Origin of the sequence: Actinomadura barringtoniae, from assembly GCF_017573505.1 — a bacterium.
Classification (GTDB): Bacteria; Actinomycetota; Actinomycetes; order Streptosporangiales; family Streptosporangiaceae; genus Spirillospora; species Spirillospora barringtoniae.
On record NZ_JAGEOJ010000004.1, the window covers coordinates 270,913 to 291,603 of the forward strand.

The following is a 20,691-nucleotide window of genomic DNA, read 5'->3' on the forward strand; positions in this document are numbered from 1 at the left end:
GTCAGCCTCCCAGTCCGAGAATGCGCGCGGCGATGATGTTCTTCTGGATCTGCGACGTCCCGCCCATCACGCTCTGGGCACGGCTGTAGAGGTAGGCGCTCAGCAGCTCGGGGTCGCGCGTGCCGCCCATGGCGAGCGCCGCGTGCCCGACCGACTGCTCCGCCCAGGTCATCAGCAGCTTGTCGAGCGAGCCCTCGGGCCCGTGAACGACGCCGTCGAGCCGTTCCGACAGCCGCCTGCGCACGTGCAGCCGCAGCATCTCGGTCTGCACCGCCGCCCAGGCCAGCTCGGCCGGCGGCGGGCCCTCGGCCCGCGCCGCCAGCTCGCGGACGAGCTTGCCGTAGCGGGCCGAGTAGCCGAGCTCGGCCGGTTCGCGCTCGTGGCCGACGACGGTCATCGCCAGCGCCCAGCCCTCCCCCGGCGAGCCGACCATCTGGTCCGCGGGCACCCGCGCGCCATCGAAGAGAACCTGCCCGAACTCGTTGGTCACGCCGTTCATCATCCGGAGCGGCCGCTGCTCGATGCCGGGCTGGCGCATCGACACCACGAACGCCGACAGGCCCTTGTGACGCGGCACGTCGGGGTCGGTCCGCGCCAACAGCAGGCACCAGTCGGCGACGTCGGAGTAGCTCGTCCAGATCTTGTGGCCGTGGACGACGTACTCGTCTCCGTCCCGCACGGCCGCCGTCGTCAGCGACGCGAGATCCGACCCGGCGCCCGGCTCGCTGAAACCCTGGCACCAGCGTTCGGTTCCGGCGAGCATCCCGGGCAGGAAGCGCTGCCGCAGCTCCTCGCTGCCGTGCCTGCCGAGCCCCTGCACCAGGTAGCCGAGGCTCGGCCTGGGCGGTGCGCCCGCGCGGGCGAGCTCCTCGTCGAGGATGACGTCGTAGACCGGTGGCAGCTCGCGTCCGCCGTACTTGCGGGGCCACGACAGCCCGAAGAAGCCGGCCGCGTAGAGCGAGCGGTGCCACTCGCCCTGCCGTTGCCAGTAGTCCTCGCCCGAGGTGGGGAACGTTCCGGACTGCCCGGCCAGCCAGCTCCGCAGCCGTTCCCGGAACGCCGTCTCGGCGGGAGAGTCACGAAAGTCCAAGGTCGATCTCCTCCAGTCGCACGGGGAACAGCGCGGCGGAGCCCAGGACTCGCCGCAGGTAGACGTGCACGAGGCAGTCCCAGGTGTTGCCGATGCCGCCGTGCACCTGGACGGCCGTCTCGCAGATGCTCTGGGCCGCGCGGGCGCAGTAGACCTTCGCGATGCGGGCCGCTCGGATCGCCTCGTCGGGCGGCAGCTCGTCGACGGCCCAGGCGGCGTGCCGCAGGACGCTCACCGATCCCTCGATGAGGGCGAGGCCTTCGGCGAGCGGGTGGGCCACTGCCTGGTAGCTCCCGATCAGGTTCCCGTACTGCTCGCGTACCTTCGCGTAGTCGCACGCCAGGGCGTGCGCGCCGCGCGCCGCGCCGAGGACGTCCGCGCAGGTGACGACGAGCGCCAGCGCATGCCAGCGGGCGGCGGCCTGCGGCGTCAGCTCGCCGATCTGCTGCAGAGGTCCGTGAACGCGAGCGCCGCGCCTGGTCAGGTCGGGCCCGGGGATGACGCCGCCGATGATTCCGGCGAGAACGCGGTGCTCGGTGAGCATGACCATCCGCCGGATTCCCCGGGCGTCGATCGCCTCGGCGTCCACGCCGAGGGTCCACGGATCGGCGTCCGCAGGAGCCCCCACTGCCCCGCGCAGGTCGTCGGCCAGCAGCGGTCCCAGGCACGGTACGTCGACCAGACCGCGCGCGAACTCCTCCACCACCAGGGCGATCTCGACCCCCGAGGCGCCGTCGGAGCGCAGCGTCCGCCAGCTGGTCGCCGCCACGGCCTTCTCCAGCCGGGCGACCCGGTCGGCGTCGTCGAGGTCCTGGACCGAGTGCGGCGCGAGGTCGCCGGCCAGCCGTTTCGCGGCGTCGCGCAGCTCGCGCTGCTCACTGGTCAGTCGTACGTCCATGGCGTTCCCTGAGAACTCGGCGGAGCACCTTGCCGGACGGCAGGCGGGGGATCTCGTCGGCGAACAGCACGCGCCTCGGCCGCTTGTAGGAGGCGAGCCGGTCGCCGATCAGGGCGGTGAGTGCGTCGGGATCAACGGGGGCGCACGGGGCGACGACCGCGATGATCGCCTCGCCGTCGGCCGCGTCCGGGATGCCGTACACCGCGCAGTCGGCGACCGCGGGATGGCCGTGCAGGACCGCCTCGATCTCGGCGGGCGCGACCTGGAAGCCGCGCACCTTGATCATTTCCTTGGTGCGGTCGGTGAGCCGCAGCCAGCCGCCGGCGTCGAGGTTGCCGACGTCGCCGGTGCGGTACCAGTCGCCATCGAACGCCTCGGCCGTCGCCTCGGCGGGCAGGTAGCCCGCCATCAGCGAGGCCGACCGGGCCTGGATCTCGCCGTCCTCCCCCGGCCCGGCGGGCTCGCCGGTCTCCATCGACACGACGCGCAGTTCCACGCCGGGAACGGCCCGCCCCGCGCTGTCCAGGCGAGCGCCGTCGACCGGGTTGCAGGAGATGACGGGCAGTTCGCTGGCGCCGTACGCGGGGACCCAGCCGACGCCGGTACGCCGGGTGACGGCCTCGGCGACGCTCGGCGTCACCGGTGTGGCGCCCCACATGATGTAGCGCAGCGAGGAGAGGTCGTAGGACTCCAGCTTCGGGTGGGAGGCGAGCGCCAGCGCGATGGGCGCCACCGCCATCTCGACGGTGATCCGGTCGGTCTCGATGTGGTGGAGCAGCCGGTCCAGGTCGAACCGGCGGTGCAGCCGCAGCCACGCGCCGGTCTCCAGGGCCGTGACGATGTTGAGCAGGCCGAGGATGTGCGAGGGCGGCGTCGCTATCTGCATCCGGTCACGGGACGTCAGCTCCAGCGCGTCCTGCCAGTGCCGTACGGCGGCGCGGAACGAGGCGTGGGTGTGCCGCACGGCCTTCGGGAGGCCGGTCGTGCCCGAGCTGAACACCAGGACGGCGTCGGACCGCGGGTCGGGTTCGGGGAAGGTCCGCCGCACGGGCGCGATCGGCTCGTCCAGGTGCAGCATCGGCATCGCCGCGGCGAGCAGTGGATGGTCGCCGACGGCGTACGCGGGCCGCGTGATCGCCGTCGCGTGCTCGATCTCGCCCTGTTTCCAGGCCGGGCTGAACAGCACGGCGGCGGCGCCCAGCCGCCAGATCGCCAGCACGGCCACGACGAACTCCGGCCGGTTCGAGGACATCAGCGCGACTCGGTCCCCGGCCCGTACGCCCCGTTCCTCCAGCGTCGCGGCCATCCCGTCGGCCGGCGCCGCCAGCTCCTTGAGGCCGAGCTCCCGTTCCTCGAACACCAGGACGGACGTGTCATTCATCGTGCTCTCCCAGGCGCGGGGGCGGACCGTAGGCGGGCTCGTGGCCCGCGACGCGGATGGGCGTGGCGACCAGCTGGAAGTCGCCTGCCCGTACGACCAGTTCGGGAGCCGCCGCCAGGGCCTCGGGCAGCGTCCGTACGGCCGCCGCCGGAACGCCCAGCGGGCGCAGCCGCGACTCCCAGCCGGCGGCGGAGTCGCCGGTCAGGGCCCGTTCGACGAGGGCGATCACCTCGTCGCGTCGCGCCGCGCGCTCGGCCATCGTGAGGAAGCCCTCGATGCCCGCCTCGGCGGCGAACGCCTTCCAGAAGCCGTCGTGGGTGACGAACAGCGCGAGGTGGCCGTCCGCCGTGGGAAACAGCTGCGCGGGCACGTAGTAGGAGTGCGCGCCGTTGGGCATGCGCTGCGGCTCGGAGCCGTCGTTGAGATAGGCGGCCGCACGGTAGTTCAGCTGGGACAGCATCACGTCGCGGAGGCAGACCTCCACCTGGCCGCCCCGGCCGGAGATGATCTGCGCGAGCAGGCCCAGGGCGGCGGTCAGCCCGGCGGAGTTGTCGGCCGAGGAGTAGCCGGGCAGGGTCGGCGGCCCGGCCGGGTCGCCGGTGAGGGCCGCGACGCCGGTCGCCGCCTGGACCACGTAGTCGAACGCCGGGTCGTCACCCGCCTCCAGCCCGAAGCCGGTGAGGGCGACGCAGACGATGCGCTCGTTCCACGCGCGCAACCGGTCGTAGGTGAGGCCGAGCCGCCGGATCGCCGAGGGCTTGAGGTTGACCAGCAGCGCGTGGGCGTCCGCGACGAGCCCGCCGAGGCGTTCCTGGCCCTCCGGCGTGGTGAGGTCGAGGCGGACGCTGCGCTTGCCGCGGTTCAGGCTGGCGAAATAGGAGGCGCTCACCTGCCGCGAGATGTCGCCGCCCGGAGGCTCGATCTTGGTGACCTCCGCGCCCAGGTCGGCGAGCATCATCGTCGCGTACGGCCCGGCCAGCATGTGCCCCACTTCGAGCACGCGGACGCCCGCCAGCGGTCCACCCGCTGGCCGCCTGAGCGTCATCGCAGGTCCGCCGCGATCCGGGCGAGCATCTCGCGGGTGCGCAGCTTGGAGGCGACCAGCTGGTCCCGGCCTTCGCCGATCGGCAGGAGCCGCACCGACAGGTCCGTGACCCCGGCGTCGGCGAACCGCCGGAAGCGCGCCGCGATGGCCTCCTCGTCGCCCGCCGCGCACAGGTCGCCGACGTCCCGGGCGTCGCCGTGGTCCAGGAGCCGCTGGTAGTTGGGCGAGATCTCGGCCTCGCCGAGGATGCGGTTGGCGCGCTCGCGCGCGGCGTCCACCTCCGACGGGAGGCACAGGCATACCGGGATGCCCGCGACGATCCGGGGCGCGGGGCGTCCCGCCTCGGCCGCGGCCTTGGTGATGCGCGGGGCGACGTGCTCGCCGATCGCCCGTTCGTCGGCCATCCACAGCACGGTCCCGGCCGCCCGTTCGCCGGCGAGGGCGAGCATCACCGGGCCCAGCGCGGCGACCAGCACCGGCAGCGGCGCCACCGGGGTGAGGCCGAGCGGGTTGTGCACGGTGAACGAGGCGTTCTCCACGTCGGCCGAGCCGGAGCCCTTCAGCGCCGCGTCCAGGACCTCCAGATAGTCGCGGGTGAGCGCGGCCGGGCGCTCGTACGGCAGGCCGAGCATGTCCCGCACGATCCAGTGGTGCGAGGGCCCGACGCCGAGCGCCAGCCGTCCCCCGGCCGCGGCCTGCGCGGACATCGCCTGCCGCGCGAGCGCGATCGGATGCTGCGCCTGGATCGGCACGACCGCGGTGCCGAGCTCGATGCGGCTGGTCCGTGCGCCCATCAGCGCCACGGCGACCAGCGCGTCGAAGTCGGTGGGGATCTGCGGGATCCACGCGGTGTCCAGCCCCGCGTCCTCCGCCCACGCCACGTCCTCGAGCATCCGCGCGGCCTTCCGCGCCGCGTCGCCGCGCTCGGGCCCGATCATCACGCCGATCCGCACAGGTTCCTCCAGGTCGTCAAGGGGCTCAGGACTCGGCCGGTGTGGCGGTCAGGGCGCGCACCCGCGCCACGAGGTCCTCCAGCGGGGTTCCGGTCGGGAAGACCGCGGCGGCGCCCGCGTCCAGCAGCTTGGGCACGTCGGCCGGCGGGACGGTCCCGCCGACGATCACGGTGATGTCGCCGGCGTCCGCGTCCCGCAGCGCCCGCACGGTCCGGGCGGTGAGCCCGAGGTGGGCGCCGCTCAGGATGCTGAGACCGACGACGGCGACGTCCTCCTGGAGCGCGATCGCGGCGATGTCCTCGACGCGCTGCCGGATGCCGGTGAAGATCACCTCGAAGCCCGCGTCGCGCAGCGTCCGGGCGACGATCTTGGCGCCGCGGTCGTGGCCGTCCAGGCCGGGCTTGGCGATGAGGATCCGGGCCGGCATCAGAACACCACCGGCTGCCGGAACTCGCCCCAGACCGCCTTGAGCGCGGCCACCATCTCGCCGACCGTGCAGTAGGCGGCGGCGCAGTCGATCAGCGGGCCCATCAGGTTGCCGGTGCCCTCGGCCGCCCGCGACAGCGCGGCCAGGGTGGTCGCCACCTCGCCGTGGTCGCGTTCGGCCTTGACCCTGGCCAGGCGCTTCAGCTGGCGGTCGCGGCCCTCGGCGTCCAGTTCGTAGGTGGTGAGCTCGGGCGGCGGCTCGTCCGCGGCGAAGCGGTTGACCCCGACCACCGGGCGGGTGCCCGCCTCGACCTCCTGGTGGTGCCGGTACGCCTCGTCGGCGATGAGGCCCTGCAGATAGCCGTCCTCGATCGCGCGGACCATGCCGCCGTAGGCGTCGAGGTCGGCCATGACCTGGGCGATCCGTTCCTCGGTGGCGTCGGTGAGCGCCTCCACGAAGTAGGAGCCGCCGAGCGGGTCGGCGACGCGGGCGACGCCGGTCTCGTGCGCGAGGATCTGCTGGGTGCGCAGCGCGAGCGTCGCCGACTCCTCGCTGGGCAGGGCGAACGGCTCGTCCCACGCGGCGGTGAACATCGACTGGACGCCGCCCAGCACCGACGCCATCGCCTCGTAGGCCACCCGGACGATGTTGTTGTGGGCCTGCGGGGCATACAGGGAGGCCCCGCCCGCGACGCAGCCGAAGCGGAACATCGAGGCCCGGCCGGTGGTCGCGCCGTACCGTTCCCGGACGATCGTCGCCCAGCGGCGGCGGCCCGCCCGGTACTTGGCGATCTCCTCGAAGAAGTCGCCGTGGGTGTAGAAGAAGAACGAGATCTGCGGCGCGAACTGGTCGATGGTCATCCGGCCGCGTTCCACCACGGTGTCGCAGTAGGTGACGCCATCGGCGAGGGTGAACGCCATCTCCTGCACGGCGTTGGCGCCCGCGTCACGGAAGTGCGCGCCCGCCACCGAGATCGCGTTGAACCTGGGGACCTCGGCCGCGCAGAACTCGATCGTGTCGGCGATCAGCCGCAGCGACGGCTCGGGCGGCCAGATCCAGGTGCCGCGCGAGGCGTACTCCTTGAGGATGTCGTTCTGGATCGTGCCGGTGAGCTTGGCGCGGGGCACTCCGGCGCGTTCGGCTGCGGCGACATAGAACGCGAGCAGGATCGCCGCCGTGCCGTTGATGGTGAAGCTGGTGCTGACCCGGTCGAGCGGGATGCCGTCGAACAGCACCTCGGCGTCGGCGAGGGTGTCGATCGCGACGCCGACCCGGCCGACCTCGTCGCTCACCTCCGGGTCGTCGGAGTCGTGGCCGCACTGGGTGGGCAGGTCGAGCGCCACCGACAGCCCGGTGCCGCCCTGGTCCAGCAGGTAGCGGTAGCGGCGGTTGGACTCCTCGGCGGTGCCGAAGCCCGAGTACTGCCGCAGCGTCCAGAGCCTGCCCCGGTATCCCGAGGCGTAGTTGCCGCGGGTGAACGGGAAGCCGCCGGGTTCGGGCGGCTCGGCGCGCCTGTCCTGCGGGCCGTACACCGGCCGGAGCGGGATGCCTGAGGACGTGCGGACCTCGTCGCTCATCGCAGGAGCTCCTTCTGCACCTTGCCGGTCGCGTTCGTCGGCAGCTCGTCCAGGAAGGCGACCGAGCGCGGCACCTTGAAGCCCGCCATCCGCTTCTTGCTCCAGGCGATCAGGTCGTCGCCCTCGACGGGCGCGGCGCGTACGACGAAGGCCTTGGCCACCTGCCCGAGCCGTTCGTCCGGCACGCCGACCACCGCGGCCTGCGCGACCGCCGGGTGCTCCAGCAGGAAGCTCTCGATCTCGGCCGGGTAGGCGTTGAAGCCGCCCACGATGAACATGTCCTTCTTGCGGCCGACGATCCGCAGCCTGCCCGCCTCGTCGAGCTTCCCGAGGTCGCCGGTGTGCAGCCAGCCGTCGGGGTCGATCGCCTCGGCGGTCGCGGCCGGGTCGTGCAGGTAGCCGACCATCACGGTGTAGCCCCGGACGAGCACCTCGCCGTCCTCGGCGATCCGCAGCTCGACGCCGTCGCAGGGGGTGCCGACCGTCGTGGCGATGGACTCGAAGGTGTCGCCGGGACGGGACGCGGTGACCGTGCCCGCCTCGGTCAGCCCGTACCCGGTCATGATCGAGCGGAACGGCAGCTCGCTCCGCACCCGGCGGATGAGGTCGACGGGGATGTCGGCGGCGCCGGTCACCGCGCACCGCAGCGAGGACAGGTCGCGGCGGCCCCGCGCCTCCAGCAGCGAGTGGTAGAGCGTCGGCGGACCGGGCAGCATCGTCACCCGCTCGCGCTCGACCAGTTCGAGCACGAGGTCCAGGTCGAAGACCGGGACCGGGATGATCGCGGCACCGGCGATCAGGGACGCGACGCAGCCGGCCTTGTAGCCGAAGATGTGGAAGAACGGGTTGACGATCAGGTAGCGGTCGCCCTCCCGGAGATCGGCGAGGGCGCACCACTCGGCGTAGAGCCGCAGCGTCTGGGCGTGCGTCATCATGACGCCCTTCGGCCGCCCGGTCGTGCCGGAGGTGAACATGATGTCGCAGACGTCGCCGGGCCGTACCGGGCGCTCGAACGGGCGCCCGCTCTCCAGGAAGCCCGACTTCAGGTCGATCACCGGGACGCCGGCCGGGGCCGCGTAGTCCAGCCCGAGGAAGCCCTCCTCGACCAGCACGGCCTTGGCCTCGCTGCGGCGGATGATGTCGCCCGCCTCCTCGGCCTTGAACCGGGTGTTGACCGGGACCAGCACCCCGCCGGCCGTCAGCAGCCCGAAGGCGGCGATGATCCACTCGGCGGAGTTGGGCGCCCAGATCGCCACCCGGTCGCCCCGGCCCACTCCGGCCGCGGCGAACGCCCCGGCGGCGACGCTCACCCGTTCGGCCAGCTCGGTGAAGGTGAGCCGGAGCGGCAGGTCCACGACGGCCTCGGCGTCGCCGAACCGTTCCGCGGCGGCGCGCACCAGCTCCGGAAGGGTCTCGGGTCGCTCGCTCATGCCCGCCTCAGACCGCCATCAGCCGGGCCAGGTTGCCGCCCATGATCTTCGCCTTGTCGGCGTCGGTCATCGTGCCGAGCGCGTCGACGTAGCTGACCGGGTCGGCGAGGCCCTCGGGGTGGGGGTAGTCCGAGCCGAACAGCACCCGGTCGACGCCGATGAGCTCGGCGAGCTCGGACATGTCCTCCTCCCAGAACGGGCTGACGTGGACGTTGCGCTTGACGGCCTCGACCGGGTCCTCGCCGAAGCCCTCGGGGGCCTTCTTGTGGACGTCGGCGAGCATGGTGAGCAGGGGCGCCATCCAGGACGAGCCGTTCTCGATGACCGTCATGCGCAGCTCGGGGAAGCGCGACAGCAGCCCGTGGCAGACCATCGAGGCGACCGCGTCGGTGACCGGACGCCACTCGTGGACCATCCGGAAGGTGTTGGTCTGGAACGGCAGCATCTCGCGGGAGCTGCCCTCCCACTCGTTGGCGTACCTGCTGTAGCCGCTGTCGGAGGAGTGCATCCCGACGACGACGCCCTCGTCCTGGATCCGCTTCCAGAACGGGTCGAACTCCGGCAGCGCGAACGAGCGCGGGCCCCGGAAGCCGGGCACAGGCGCGGGCCGGATCAGCACCGCCTTGGCGCCGCGCTCCAGGCACCAGTCGAGCTCGGCGATCGCCTTGTCGACGATGGGCAGGGAGATGACCGGCGTCGTGTAGATGCGGTCCTTGTAGTTGAAGCTCCACTCCTCGTGCAGCCACTGGTTGAGCGAGTGGGTGACGACGTGGATCAGCTCCGGGTCGTCGCGCATGCGCTCCTCGATGAGGCTGGCCAGCGTCGGGAACATCAGCGTCCGCTGGATGCCGAGCTCGTCCATGAGCTCCATGCGCGGGCCCGGCTCGCGGAAGGCGGGGATCGAGCGCATCGGCTCGCCGAAGATCTCCCGCCGCGACTTGCCCTCGGGGTTGCCGTTGCGGAAGTACTCCTCCATCGACCCGGGCCGCGCGACCACCTCGAAGGTCGGGTTCGGGATGTACTCGCTGATCTGACCCCGGATGGCGATCTTCGTCCGGCCCTTGACCTGCACGTACTGGATCGCGCCGGCGTACTGCTTGGGCAGATGCCTGGTCAGGGCCTCCTCGGTCTCGTAGAGGTGGTTGTCGGCGTCGAACAGCGGATACGACAGCACGCGCGAGGGCATGAGATCCTCCTTTGCCAGGTGTGAGAATGCTATTCTCATCATCGACCGGTATCAATATCCTGACGGAGAATGAACCTCTGGATCTTGCCGTTCGGGGCCAGGCACGCGAGGAAGGCACGCATGGTCGATCTCGAACTTCAGGACGGGCTGGCGGTCGTCACCATCGACCGCCCGCACGCCCGCAACGCCATCGCGCTCAGCACCATGGACGAGCTCGACGCCGCGCTCGACGAGGCGGCCGGCGCCCTGGTCCTGGTGATCAGGGGCGCGGGCGACCGGGCGTTCGTCTCGGGCGGCGACCTGAAAGAGCTCGCCGCGATCCGCACCGAGCCCGAGGCCCTCGCCATGGCGCTGCGGATGCGGGGCGTCTGCGACCGGCTCGCCGCGTTCCCCGGCCCGGTGATCGCCGCGCTGAACGGCCACGCCCTGGGCGGCGGCGCCGAGGTCGCGGTGGCCGCCGACATCCGGGTCGCCGCCGACGACGTCCGGATCGGCTTCACGCAGGTGAAGCTGGCGATCATGCCCGCGTGGGGCGGCGCGGAACGGCTCGGTGCCCTGGTCGGCCCGGGTCGCGCGCTCCTGCTCGCCGGCTCGGGGGCGGTGCTGGACGCGGCCGAGGCCGAACGGATCGGGCTCGTCGACCGGGTGCTGCCGCGGACCGGTTTCGAGGAGGGCTGGCGGTCGCTGGCCAGGTCGCTCGCGACCCCGGCGGCGCGCGAGATCAAGCGAGTCGTCGGCGGCTCGGTCCCGCCGCGCGAGGCGGCCGGTGCCTTCGCGCGGCTGTGGGTGGCGGACGAGCACTGGGCGGCTGCGGAAAGGGCGATGAACAGTGGCAAGTGAGATGACCATCCTGCACGTGGCCGGGCGCCTCTCCTTCCCCCGAGGCGCGGTCGTGGTCCGTCCCCGTTTCCGGCCAGGCTTTCCCGGCGCGCTGGACGATCTGCACGCGAGCTTCGAACGCTGCCGGAGGCGGGGACCGGTCATGGTGGCCGGTGAGGGCCTCGGCGCGGGCATCGCGGCGGCCCTGCTGCTCAGGCTGCGCGACGAGGGCGCCGCGCTCCCCCGGTGCGCGGTGCTGGTGTCGGCGCTGCTCGACCTGGCCATGGACGCGCCCAGCCTGCTGCTCAACCAGAGCGCCGACCCGGAGTTCGACGCGGCCGCGCTGCGCGCGAGCGTGGCGGCCTACGCGGGGAACGTGCCGCTCGGCGATCCGCGCATCAGCGCGTTGCACGCCAACCTGCACGGGCTTCCGCCGCTGCTGCTCCTGGCGGCGGGCACCGACCCCCTCCTGGACGACTCGCTGGCGTTCGCCGCGCGAGCCGCCCGGTCGGGGGTCGCCGTGGATCTGTGCGTCAGCCCGGACGCGGGCGGCCTCCGGCTCGCCACCCGGGCGGCCATGGCCTCGGTCGGCGGTCAGGTCACGGCGCCCGCGGCCTTGAGGGCCAGGATCCGTTCCCATTCCATGCCGAGCTCCTGAAGGATCTCCTCGGTCTGCGCCGCGAACTCCGGCGCGGACCGGAGCCGGGGGGCGGTGACGTCGAACTGCACCGGGCTCGCGGCCAGTTCGAGCTCGCCCGCCTGCAGCAGGTACTCGTTCGCCCGGACCTGTGCGTCCTCGCCGAGCTGGAGCGAGTCCTGCACCGGCGCCCAGGGCCCTGACAGGGTGGCGAACCGTTCGGTCCACTCGGCGAGCGTGCGCTTGGCGATGGCCTCGCTCAGCAGTTTCACGCCCGCCTCGGTGTTGGCGGCGATCTGCTCCGCGCCCGCGAAACGCGGGTCGTCGGCCAGGTCCGCGAGCCGGACGTGGCGGCACACGTCGGCCCAGAACTTGCCGGGCTGCATCATGACGAAGGCCAGGTAGCGGTCATCGGCCGTGCGGTACAGGCCCGTGAGGGGATTGGTGGGCGAGCCGTGCACGCCCGGCTTGGTGCCGACCCACGCGGATCCGAGGTGCAGCGAGACCGCGATCGCGTGGCCCATCGACCACACGCCGCTGCCGAGCAGCGACACGTCCACGACGGAGGTCTCGCCGGTGCGCTCGCGCTGCAGCAGCGCCGCCGCGATGCCGCCCGCGAGGTTGGTGCCGGAGATGGTGTCACCGTACGCGGGCGCGGGCGGGCTGATCATCCCCTCGACGCCGGGCGGGGTGATGCTGGCGGCGGTCGCCGCACGGGCCCAGAACGCCGTCATGTCGTAGCCGCCCTTGTCCGCCTCGGCTCCGCGCGGCCCGAGCGCGCTCCCCCGCGCGTACACGATCGAGGGGTTCACCGCCCGGATGTCCTCGACGTCGATGCCGAGCTTGCGGCGGGCCTGCGGCAGGAAGCTGGTGAGGAAGACGTCGGCCCGGCGGGCGAGGTCGTACAGGACCTCCCTGCCCTCGGGACGCGCCATGTCCAGGCCGATGCTGCGCTTGCCGCGGTTGGCGTGCTCGATGTTGGGGTTCGGGTCGCCCTCGACGCGGAACCTGCCGGTCTGGCGCAGGCCGCGCTGCGGGTCGCCGGTGACGGCGTGCTCCACCTTGATGACGTCGGCGCCCCAGTCGGCGAGCACGGCGCCCGCCGACGGGACGAAGCCGTACATGGCGACCTCGAGCACGCGGATGCCGGCCAGGGGGCTCATCCGACCACCACCGCGAAGGTCTTGCGCTCCAGGAACTCCTCCAGGCCGGCGACGCCCATCTCCCTGCCGACGCCCGACTGCTTGTAGCCGCCGAACGGCGCGTCCGGGCCGAAGTAGTTGCCGCCGTTGATGCTGAAGGTCCCGCTGCGGATGCGCCGTGCCAGCGCGACGGCCCGTTCCTCGTCGGCGCTGTGCACCGCGCCGGACAGGCCGTAGATGGTGTTGTTGGCGATGCGCACCGCGTCGTCGTCGTCCTCGAACGCGATGACCGCGAGGACGGGCCCGAAGACCTCCTCCTGGGCGATCTCGCTGTCGGGGTCGACGTTGCTGAGCAGGGTCGGTTCGTAGAAGAAGCCGGGGTCCACCTTCTTGCCGCCGGTGACCAGCGTCGCGCCCGCGGCGACCGCCCGCTGGACCATGCCGTCGACCTTGTCGCGCTGGCGTCCGCTGATGAGCGGCCCCATGTAGGTCTTGGGATCGGCGGGGTCGCCGTAGCTGACATGGGCGAGGGCGCCCGCGACCTGCTCGACGATCTCGTCGTGGCGTTCGCGCGGCACGAGCAGCCGGGTGGTGAGCGCGCAGCCCTGCCCCGCGTGCGAGCACACGGTGAACGCGGCGAACATCGCGGCCGAGGCCGGATCGGCGTCGTCGAGCACGACCATGGCCGACTTGCCGCCGAGCTCCAGGAACACCCGCTTCACCGTGCTGCTCGCCGACTCCATGATCGCGCGGCCGGTGGCGGTGGAGCCGGTGAAGCTGATCGCGTCCACGTCGGGATGGGCGGTGAGCAGCTGACCGACCGCGGGGCCCGGCGAGCTGATGACGTTGACGACGCCAGGCGGGATGCCCGTGTGCTCGGCGATGAGCTCGCCGAGCGCGAGCGTGATCAGCGGCGTGTCCGGGGAGGCCTTCAGCACGACCGTGCACCCGGCGGCGAGCGCGGGCGCCAGCTTGGCGAGCGCGAGCTGGTTCGGGTAGTTGTACGGGATGATCGCGGCGACGACGCCCGCGGCCTCCTTCTCCACCCACCGCCGGTGGCGGCGGCCGTTGCTCTCGACCTCGGCGAGGTCCTCCCGGAACGAGAAGTCCGCCAGCAGGTCGGCGTAGTAGCGGACGATCTCGATGGGGATGTCGAGCTGGTTGCCGTGGGTGAGCATGCGGGGCGCGCCGGCCTCGGCGATCGTCAGCTCGCGCAGCTCCTCCTTGTGCTCGACCAGGACCTGGTGCAGCCGGTCCAGGCACCGGGCGCGCAGCTCGGTGTCGGTCGCCCAGCCCGTGGTGTCGAAGGCCCTGCGGGCGGCGGCGACGGCCGCCTCGGTGTCGGCCGCCGTGGCCTCGGGGGCCTGGCCGACCTCCTGCCCCGTCGCCGGGTTGAGAGAGGTGAACGTGCGCGTGGACTCGACGAGCTTGCCGTCGATGAGCATCCGTTTCACAGCCGCACCACGTGTCCGCCGTCGACGCTGACGACCTGCCCGGTCAGCCAGCTCGCCTCGTCCGACAGCAGGAACAGCGCCGTTCCGGCGATGTCGGCCGGCGTGCCCATGCGTTTGATGGCCAGGCCCTGCACCATCGCGTTCCGGTACTCCTCCGGCATGATGTCGCGGGTCGCCTCGGTGTCGGTCGGGCCGGGCGCGACACCGTTCACGCGGATGCCGCGCGGGCCGAGCTCGGCGGCCAGGGACGCCGTCAGGTGGTTCAGGCCCGCCTTGGCCAGGCCGTAGTAGCCGCTCGCCATCCAGGCCGCCGTCGACGACTGGTTCACGATGGCGGCGCCTTCGCCCATGTGGGGGATCACGGCGCGGGTGCAGTACAGCGCGCCCATGAGGTTCACCCGCAGGAAGCGTTCGAGGTAGTCCAGGTCGACCGTGGTCAGCCCGTCGCGCCGCATGCCCTGGAAGATGGCCGCGTTGTTGATCAGATAGTCGATCCGGCCGAACTCCTCGGCGGTGCGGGCGGCCATCGCCGCGGCCGAATCAGGGTCGCCCACGTCCACGCGGACGAACATGGCCGGCGGGCCGAGCTCCTTGGCCACCCGCTCGCCGCGTTCTTCGTCGATCTCGGCGACCACCACGCGCGCGCCCTCGGCCGCGAGCGCCCGGGCGTATCCCGCCCCGATGCCCTGGCCTGCGCCGGTGACGATCGCGACCTTCTCCGCAAACCGCATCCCGCCTCCTCATCGATGGGTGGAAACTACATTCTCATTGAATGCAAATCAACATCCGCACTCTTGCCCTTCACGCCGCCGACAATCGGAGAGTATGGTTCTCGCAGTCGAGAAGGGAGATCTCCATGCCGGTTCCCGACAGGGCGCCCTCATGACGACGACCGCCGTGGTGACGGGCGGCGCCTCGGGCATCGGCCTGGCCATCAGCGAACGGCTGCGCGCCGACGGCCACCGGGTGGCGACGCTCGATCTCAACCCGTCAGGCGAGGCGCACTCCTACAAGGCCGACGTGACCGACCGGGACCAGATCGACGCCGCGCTGGCCGAGGTGCGGGCGAACCTGGGGCCGGTCGCCATCCTGGTGAACGCGGCCGGGATGGACGGGTTCAAGCGCTTCACCGAGATCGGCTTCGACCGCTGGCAGCGCGTCATCGACGTCAACCTGAACGGCGTCTTCCACTGCGTCCAGGCCGTGCTCCCCGACATGCTCGAGGCGGGCTGGGGCCGGATCGTCAACATCTCGTCCTCCAGCGCGCAGTCGGGCCAGCAGTACATGGCGCACTACGTGGCGGCCAAGGCCGCGGTCAACGGGCTGACCAAGGCCCTGGCCCTGGAGTTCGGTCCGGCCGGCATCACGGTCAACGCGGTCCCGCCGGGCTTCATCGACACACCGATGCTGCGCCGCGCCGAAGAGCGCGAGCTGCTGGGCGGAACGGTCGAGGACCACATCCGTCGCACGCCCGTCCGCCGCGTCGGCCGCCCCGAGGACATCGCCGCCGCGTGCGCGTTCCTGGTCTCCGAGGAAGCCGGTTACATCACCGGGCAGATCCTCGGCGTGAACGGCGGGCGGAACACATGACCCAGCCCGTGAGCCGCGTGGCCCCGCTCCCGCACGCCGAATGGGACACCGAGGCCCTCTCGGTGCTGGCCCCCGGGCGGCGGCTCCCGCCGAACAACGTGCTCGGGCTGCTGGCCCGGCACCCCGACCTGGCCAGGGCGTTCCTCACGTTCAACAAGCATCTGCTGGTCACCTCGACGCTGCCGGTCCGCGTCCGGGAGCTCGCCGTGCTGCGGACGGCCTGGCGGCGGCGCTGCCGGTACGAGTGGTCGCAGCACGTGGCCATCGCCCGCCGCGCGGGAGTGACCGAGGAGGAGATCGCCCAGGTCCGCGCCGGGACCCTGGCGCCGATCTGCGCGGCGGTGGACGAGATCGAGGGGGACTCCCGCCTTTCCGAGGAGACCTACCGGGCGCTCGCCGCCGACCTGGACGACCGCCAGCTCATGGACCTGGTCTTCACCGTCGGCGCGTACGGGATGCTCGCCGCCGCGCTCAACACCTTCGACGTCGAGCTCGAACCCGGCCAGTCCGACGAGGACTTCTAGAAGGAGGCGACGTGGCCGAGGCCCCGGGCCGACCGCTGCCACTGCTCACCTTGGCGAACGAGTTCTTCTGGACGTCCGGCGCCGACGGGCGGCTGCGGTTCCAGGAGTGCCAGGCGTGCGCGACGCTGATCCATCCACCGCAGCCGGTGTGCCGGTACTGCCGCGGCGACCGGCTGGGAGTCCGGGAGGTCTCCGGGTTCGCGACGCTGATCGGGTTCACCGTCAACCACCGGTTCAGCCTGCCCGGTCTCCCCGCCCCCTACGTCGTCGCGCAGGTGGCCGTCGAGGAGGACCCGCGCGTCCGGCTGACGACGAACGCGGTGGAGTGCGATCCCGGTGAGCTGGAGCTGGGCATGCGGATGGAGGTCGTCTTCGAGCACCTCGAAGACGTGTGGCTGCCGCTGTTCCGTCCCGCCGCGGAACAGCGGCGGCCCGCGCCCGCCGCTCTGCCCCACGACGACATCGAGCCGGAGCGGATGGCCGTGCGGGTCCGGCAGATGGTCACCGCGGACAAGTTCGAGGACCGAGCCGCCATCACCGGCATCGGCGCGTCGAGGATCGGCCGACGCCTGATGGTGCCGCCGCTGTCGCTGACCGTGGACGCCTGCATGGAGGCGATCGCCGACGCGGGCCTGGAGGTCGCCGACATCGACGGCCTCGCCACCTACCCCGGCGCCGGGCTGAACGTCGGCGGCTTCGGCGAGGGCGGCGTGACGGCGCTGGAGTCGGCGCTCGGCGCCCGGCCCACCTGGTACAACGGCGGCGCCGAGACGTTCGGGCCGGGTGGCTCGCTGATCGCGGCGATGCTGGCCGTCGCCGGTGGCCTGGCCCGGCACGTGCTGTGCTTCCGGACGTTGTGGGAGGCCACGCACGGCGAGCTGATGCGGCAGGGCAGGCTCCCCCGGCCCGCCGGTGAACGCACGACCAGCTGGCAGCACCCGTTCGGGGCGATCTCGGCGGCGCACACCCTGGCCCAGAACGCCCAGCGGCACTTCCACCGGTACGGTACGACGCGGGAGACGCTCGGGTGGATCGCGCTCAACCAGCGCGCCAACGCGGGCCTCAACCCGGCGGCGATCTACCGGTCCCCGATGACGATGGACGACTACCTGACCGCCCGGCCGATCACCACGCCGTTCGGGCTGTACGACTGCGACGTGCCCTGCGACGGAGCCATCGCCGTCATCGTCTCCGCCGCCGACGCGGCCGCCGACTCCCCTCGCCCGCCCGTCCGGGTGGAGGCGGTCGGCACGCAGATCACCGAACGCCTGGACTGGGACCAGAGCACGCTGACGCACGAGCCGCAGGTGCTCGGCCAGGCCGCGCACCTGTGGACGCGCACCTCGCTGCGGCCGCAGGACGTGGACGTGGCGCTGCTGTACGACGGGTTCACCTTCAACTGCCTGTCGTGGATCGAGGCGCTCGGCTTCTGCGGCATCGGCGAGGCGAAGGACTTCCTGGACGGCGGCAAGAACATCGCGCGCGACGGGCAACTGCCGCTCAACACCCACGGCGGCCAGCTGTCGCACGGGCGCACGCACGGCATGGGCCTGATCCACGAGGCCATTGTGCAGCTGCGCGGGGACGGCGGCGCGCGGCAGGTCAAGGACGCCGAGGTCGCCGTCGTCAGCAGCGGCGGGCTCACCCCGAGCGGCGTCCTGCTCCTGCGGAACGGCTCGTGACGCCATGGACCACCTCGAAGAGCAGCAGATGTGAGGAGCCGCATGGATCTGGAATTCGACGACGACCAGCGGCTGCTCCAGCAGTCGGTGCGCGAGACCCTGAAGAGGTCCCGGTCCGAGCCCGAGAAGCGGCTCTGGTCGCGCTACCAGGAGCTGGGCTGGCTGGACGCGCCGCCCGTGGAGCTGGCGATCGTCCTTGAAGAGCTCGGATACGCCGCCGACCCGACGCCGTTCCTGGCGACCACGACCTGGTTCGCGCCGCTCGCCGGGCGGCTGCCCGACGGATCGGGGACCGGCGTGTTCGACGGGACAGGCCGCTACGTGCTGGACGCCGACCGCGCCGACGAGGTCGCGCTGCTCACTCCCGACGGCGTGACGGTCGTGCGCGGCGCCGACCTGACGGCCGAACGGATCGAGACCCTGGACCCGACCCTGCACGTCGCACACCTCACCGGGGACGGGGCGCCCGAGTTGACCGCCGGGGTGCCCGACCTCGCGCTCATGGGGCTGGCGATCACCACGGTCGGCGCGTGCCGACGCGTGCTGGACCTCACCGTCGCCCACGTCCGGCAGCGCGAGCAGTTCGGCGTGCCGATCGGCTCGTTCCAGGCGGTCAAGCACAAGGCGGCGGACATGTACGTCGCGATCGAGCGGGCGCGGGCGCTCGCCTACTTCTCCGCGCTGACCATCGCCGAGGACGACCCGCGACGCGGCCGGGCCGCGACGATGGCCAAGGCCGCGGCCGGCGAGTGCCAGCGGCTGGTCTTCCGGAACGGTTTCCAGCTGTTCGGAGCCATGGGCTACACGTGGGAGAACGAGCTCCAGATCTATCTGAAGCGGGCGATGGCGGGCGACCTGCTGCTCGGACCTGCGTCGGTGCACAGGAAGGCGTTGCTGGCATGGACCTGAGACCCGACCCCGAAGTCGAGCGTTTCCGCGCGGAGTTCGCCGCGTTCCTGGACGCGAACCTGCCGAGCGAGGCCGAGGCCGTTCCGCGGCCGAAGTCCAGCTCGGACGTGCCCGAGTGGGCGCGGCGGTGGCAGCGGACCCTGTTCGAGACGGGCTGGCTGCTGCCGGGGAACCCGCCGGAGTACGGCGGCCGTAACGCCACCCTCGCGCAGCAGTTCGCCCACCTGGAGGAGCTGTCCAAGCGGCGGATCTACCGCAGCTTCAACCCGCAGGGCGTCGGTATCGTCGCGGCCTCGCTGCTGACGTTCGGCACCGAGGAGCAGAAGCGGCGCTGGGCCGTGCCGATCCTGCGGGCCGAGATCACCGCGTCGCTGGGGATGAGCGAGCCCGGCGCGGGCTCCGACCTCGCGGGGCTGCGCACGCGCGCCGTGCTCGACGGCGACGAGTTCGTGGTCAACGGGCAGAAGGTGTGGACCTCGGGGGCGCACGACGCCGACGTGCTGCTGACGTTCGTGCGCACCGACCCGGACGCGCCCAAGCACAAGGGCATCAGCGTCCTGATCATCCCGACCGCGAGCGAGGGCCTGGTCCGCAGGCCGTTCGGGTCCATCGCCTCCCCCGACGACCTGGACTTCAACGAGGTGTTCTTCACCGACGTGCGGGTGCCCAAGGAGAACCTGGTCGGCGAGCTCAACAAGGGCTGGCGGGTGGCGCACGGCTCCCTCGGCCACGAGCGCTCGATGCTCTGGATGAGCTTCGCCGAATGGATGGAGAACGTCATCCGGGACTCCCCCAGCGACCAGGAGTGGTTCGCGACGCTGCAGATGGACCTGCAGGCGCTCAGGCTGCTCGGCTACCGGCAGCTGAGCGGGCAGCGGGATCCGGCGGAGCTGTCGGTGCTGAAGCTGCTCGGCTCGGAGGCCGTCCAGGCGTCGAGCCTGCACGCCCTGGAGGCGCACGGCACCGAGTCGCTGGAGCATCCCGCGCGGACCGCGCCGCACAACCACATGAACCTGGAGGTCTTCACCGCGAGCTGGTTCGAGCGGTACGCGCGCACGTTCGGCGCGACCATCGCGGGCGGCACCTCGGAGATCCAGCGCAACATCATCGCCGAGCACCTGCTCGGCCTGCCCAGGTGAGGAAGGGAGAAGCGGATGAGCCACATTCTGTACGAGGTCACCGACCGGGTGGCGGTCATCACCCTCAACCGGCCGGAGGCCGCCAACGCCCAGTCCGGGGCCCTGCTGGACGACCTGGACGCGGCCTGGAGCCGGGCCGCCGCCGACGAGGAGGTCCGGGTCATCGTGCTGAAGGGCAACGGCCGGCACTTCTCCGCGGGCCACGACCTCAAGGACCGCGAGTGGGCGCCGGAGAAGATCACGCTGGAGTGGATCTACTCGGTCGAGTCGCGCCGCTTCCTGGAGTACACGCTGCGCTGGCGCAACGTGCCCAAGCCGTCGATCGCGGCGGTGCAGGGCAAGTGCATCGCGGGCGGGCTCATGCTCTGCTGGCCGTGCGACCTGATCGTGGCGGCCGAGAACGCGCAGTTCTCCGACCCCGTCGTGCACATGGGCATCGGCGGCGTGGAGTACCACGGGCACACCTGGGAGCTCGGCCCGCGCAAGGCCAAGGAGATCCTGTTCACCGGCCGGGCGATCACCGCCGAGGAGGCCGAGAAGATCGGCATGGTCAACCGGGTCGTCCCGCTGGAGGACCTGGAGTCCACCGCCATGGAGCTGGCCGGGCAGATCGCCGAGATGCACCCGTTCGCGCTGCGCCAGGCCAAGCGCGCGGTCAACCAGACGCTGGACGTCCAGGGCTTCCACGCCGCGATCCAGTCGGTCTTCGACATCCACCAGACCGGCCACGGCAACGCGCTCAGCGTCGGCGGCTACCCCGTCCTCATGCGGCTGGACGGGATGAAGGAGCGCATCAAGGGATGAGCCG

General features: G+C 72.1%; 20 protein-coding genes. 8 read left to right on the plus strand and 12 right to left on the minus strand.

Annotated elements, in window-relative coordinates; genetic code table 11:
- Position 1 precedes the first annotated feature (1 nt).
- Genes J4573_RS11130 through J4573_RS11170 form a run of 9 tightly spaced genes read right to left on the minus strand, consistent with a single transcriptional unit; the run spans position 2 to position 9,987 of the window.
- Entirely contained in the window at positions 2-1,090 is a 1,089-nt protein-coding gene (locus J4573_RS11130) for an acyl-CoA dehydrogenase family protein (protein ID WP_208255277.1), read from the minus strand.
- The gene (locus J4573_RS11135) at positions 1,077-1,988 is read right to left on the minus strand and encodes an acyl-CoA dehydrogenase family protein (RefSeq protein WP_208255278.1); all 912 of its coding nucleotides are present in this window, start codon (positions 1,986-1,988) and stop codon (positions 1,077-1,079) included. The genes J4573_RS11130 and J4573_RS11135 overlap by 14 nt, the downstream gene beginning before the upstream one ends.
- A complete protein-coding gene (locus J4573_RS11140) occupies positions 1,966-3,369 on the minus strand; it encodes a class I adenylate-forming enzyme family protein (protein WP_208255279.1) in 1,404 nt (467 codons plus the stop codon). The genes J4573_RS11135 and J4573_RS11140 overlap by 23 nt, the downstream gene beginning before the upstream one ends.
- On the minus strand, positions 3,362-4,414 hold the full coding sequence (locus J4573_RS11145; protein WP_208255280.1) for a CaiB/BaiF CoA transferase family protein: 1,053 nt from the start codon (positions 4,412-4,414) through the stop codon (positions 3,362-3,364). The genes J4573_RS11140 and J4573_RS11145 overlap by 8 nt, the downstream gene beginning before the upstream one ends.
- The gene (locus tag J4573_RS11150; RefSeq protein ID WP_208255281.1) at positions 4,411-5,367 is read right to left on the minus strand and encodes an LLM class F420-dependent oxidoreductase; all 957 of its coding nucleotides are present in this window, start codon (positions 5,365-5,367) and stop codon (positions 4,411-4,413) included. The genes J4573_RS11145 and J4573_RS11150 overlap by 4 nt, the downstream gene beginning before the upstream one ends.
- Positions 5,368-5,392: 25 nt before the next feature.
- Positions 5,393-5,794 (minus strand): cobalamin B12-binding domain-containing protein, encoded by a 402-nt coding sequence (locus J4573_RS11155; protein WP_208255282.1) that lies wholly within the window; start codon positions 5,792-5,794, stop codon positions 5,393-5,395.
- On the minus strand, positions 5,794-7,371 hold the full coding sequence (locus J4573_RS11160) for a methylmalonyl-CoA mutase family protein (RefSeq protein WP_208255283.1): 1,578 nt from the start codon (positions 7,369-7,371) through the stop codon (positions 5,794-5,796). Before J4573_RS11160 ends, J4573_RS11155 begins: the two co-directional genes overlap by 1 nt.
- Positions 7,368-8,801, minus strand: a complete 1,434-nt coding sequence (locus J4573_RS11165) for a FadD3 family acyl-CoA ligase (protein WP_208255284.1) — start codon at positions 8,799-8,801, stop codon at positions 7,368-7,370. Before J4573_RS11165 ends, J4573_RS11160 begins: the two co-directional genes overlap by 4 nt.
- 7 nt (positions 8,802-8,808) lie before the next feature.
- The gene (locus J4573_RS11170) at positions 8,809-9,987 is read right to left on the minus strand and encodes an amidohydrolase family protein (RefSeq protein WP_208255285.1); all 1,179 of its coding nucleotides are present in this window, start codon (positions 9,985-9,987) and stop codon (positions 8,809-8,811) included.
- 120 nt (positions 9,988-10,107) lie between these two features.
- On the opposite strand from J4573_RS11170, the gene J4573_RS11175 reads away from it, so the two are divergent.
- Together J4573_RS11175 and J4573_RS11180 are read left to right on the plus strand one after the other, a co-directional pair.
- Positions 10,108-10,827 carry an enoyl-CoA hydratase/isomerase family protein gene (locus J4573_RS11175; protein WP_208255286.1) on the plus strand — a complete coding sequence of 240 codons (720 nt, stop codon included), beginning with the start codon at positions 10,108-10,110 and terminating at the stop codon, positions 10,825-10,827.
- 1 nt (position 10,828) lies between these two features.
- The gene (locus J4573_RS11180) at positions 10,829-11,464 is read left to right on the plus strand and encodes an alpha/beta hydrolase fold domain-containing protein (protein WP_208255287.1); all 636 of its coding nucleotides are present in this window, start codon (positions 10,829-10,831) and stop codon (positions 11,462-11,464) included.
- Here J4573_RS11180 and J4573_RS11185 read toward each other — a convergent pair.
- Genes J4573_RS11185 through J4573_RS11195 form a run of 3 tightly spaced genes read right to left on the minus strand, consistent with a single transcriptional unit; the run spans position 11,401 to position 14,770 of the window.
- Entirely contained in the window at positions 11,401-12,606 is a 1,206-nt protein-coding gene (locus J4573_RS11185) for a CaiB/BaiF CoA transferase family protein (protein ID WP_208255288.1), read from the minus strand. The genes J4573_RS11180 and J4573_RS11185 overlap by 64 nt on opposite strands.
- Positions 12,603-14,030 carry an aldehyde dehydrogenase family protein gene (locus tag J4573_RS11190; RefSeq protein WP_208255615.1) on the minus strand — a complete coding sequence of 476 codons (1,428 nt, stop codon included), beginning with the start codon at positions 14,028-14,030 and terminating at the stop codon, positions 12,603-12,605. The genes J4573_RS11185 and J4573_RS11190 overlap by 4 nt, the downstream gene beginning before the upstream one ends.
- Before the next feature lie 5 nt (positions 14,031-14,035).
- Positions 14,036-14,770, minus strand: coding sequence for an SDR family oxidoreductase (locus J4573_RS11195; protein WP_208255289.1), 735 nt, complete (start codon positions 14,768-14,770; stop codon positions 14,036-14,038).
- Positions 14,771-14,921: 151 nt separating this feature from the next.
- On the opposite strand from J4573_RS11195, the gene J4573_RS11200 reads away from it, so the two are divergent.
- From J4573_RS11200 to J4573_RS11225, 6 genes are read left to right on the plus strand one after another with little or no spacing between them, the layout of a single operon-like run.
- On the plus strand, positions 14,922-15,629 hold the full coding sequence (locus tag J4573_RS11200; protein ID WP_208255290.1) for an SDR family NAD(P)-dependent oxidoreductase: 708 nt from the start codon (positions 14,922-14,924) through the stop codon (positions 15,627-15,629).
- On the plus strand, positions 15,626-16,153 hold the full coding sequence (locus tag J4573_RS11205) for a carboxymuconolactone decarboxylase family protein (RefSeq protein ID WP_208255291.1): 528 nt from the start codon (positions 15,626-15,628) through the stop codon (positions 16,151-16,153). Before J4573_RS11200 ends, J4573_RS11205 begins: the two co-directional genes overlap by 4 nt.
- An 11-nt stretch (positions 16,154-16,164) precedes the next feature.
- A complete protein-coding gene (locus J4573_RS11210; RefSeq protein ID WP_208255292.1) occupies positions 16,165-17,835 on the plus strand; it encodes a thiolase C-terminal domain-containing protein in 1,671 nt (556 codons plus the stop codon).
- 42 nt (positions 17,836-17,877) lie between these two features.
- Positions 17,878-18,744: an acyl-CoA dehydrogenase family protein gene (locus tag J4573_RS11215; RefSeq protein ID WP_208255293.1), complete on the plus strand. Its 867-nt coding sequence runs from the start codon at positions 17,878-17,880 to the stop codon at positions 18,742-18,744.
- The gene (locus J4573_RS11220) at positions 18,735-19,883 is read left to right on the plus strand and encodes an acyl-CoA dehydrogenase family protein (protein WP_208255294.1); all 1,149 of its coding nucleotides are present in this window, start codon (positions 18,735-18,737) and stop codon (positions 19,881-19,883) included. Before J4573_RS11215 ends, J4573_RS11220 begins: the two co-directional genes overlap by 10 nt.
- 15 nt (positions 19,884-19,898) lie before the next feature.
- The gene (locus J4573_RS11225) at positions 19,899-20,687 is read left to right on the plus strand and encodes an enoyl-CoA hydratase (RefSeq protein WP_208255295.1); all 789 of its coding nucleotides are present in this window, start codon (positions 19,899-19,901) and stop codon (positions 20,685-20,687) included.
- Positions 20,688-20,691 lie beyond the last annotated feature (4 nt).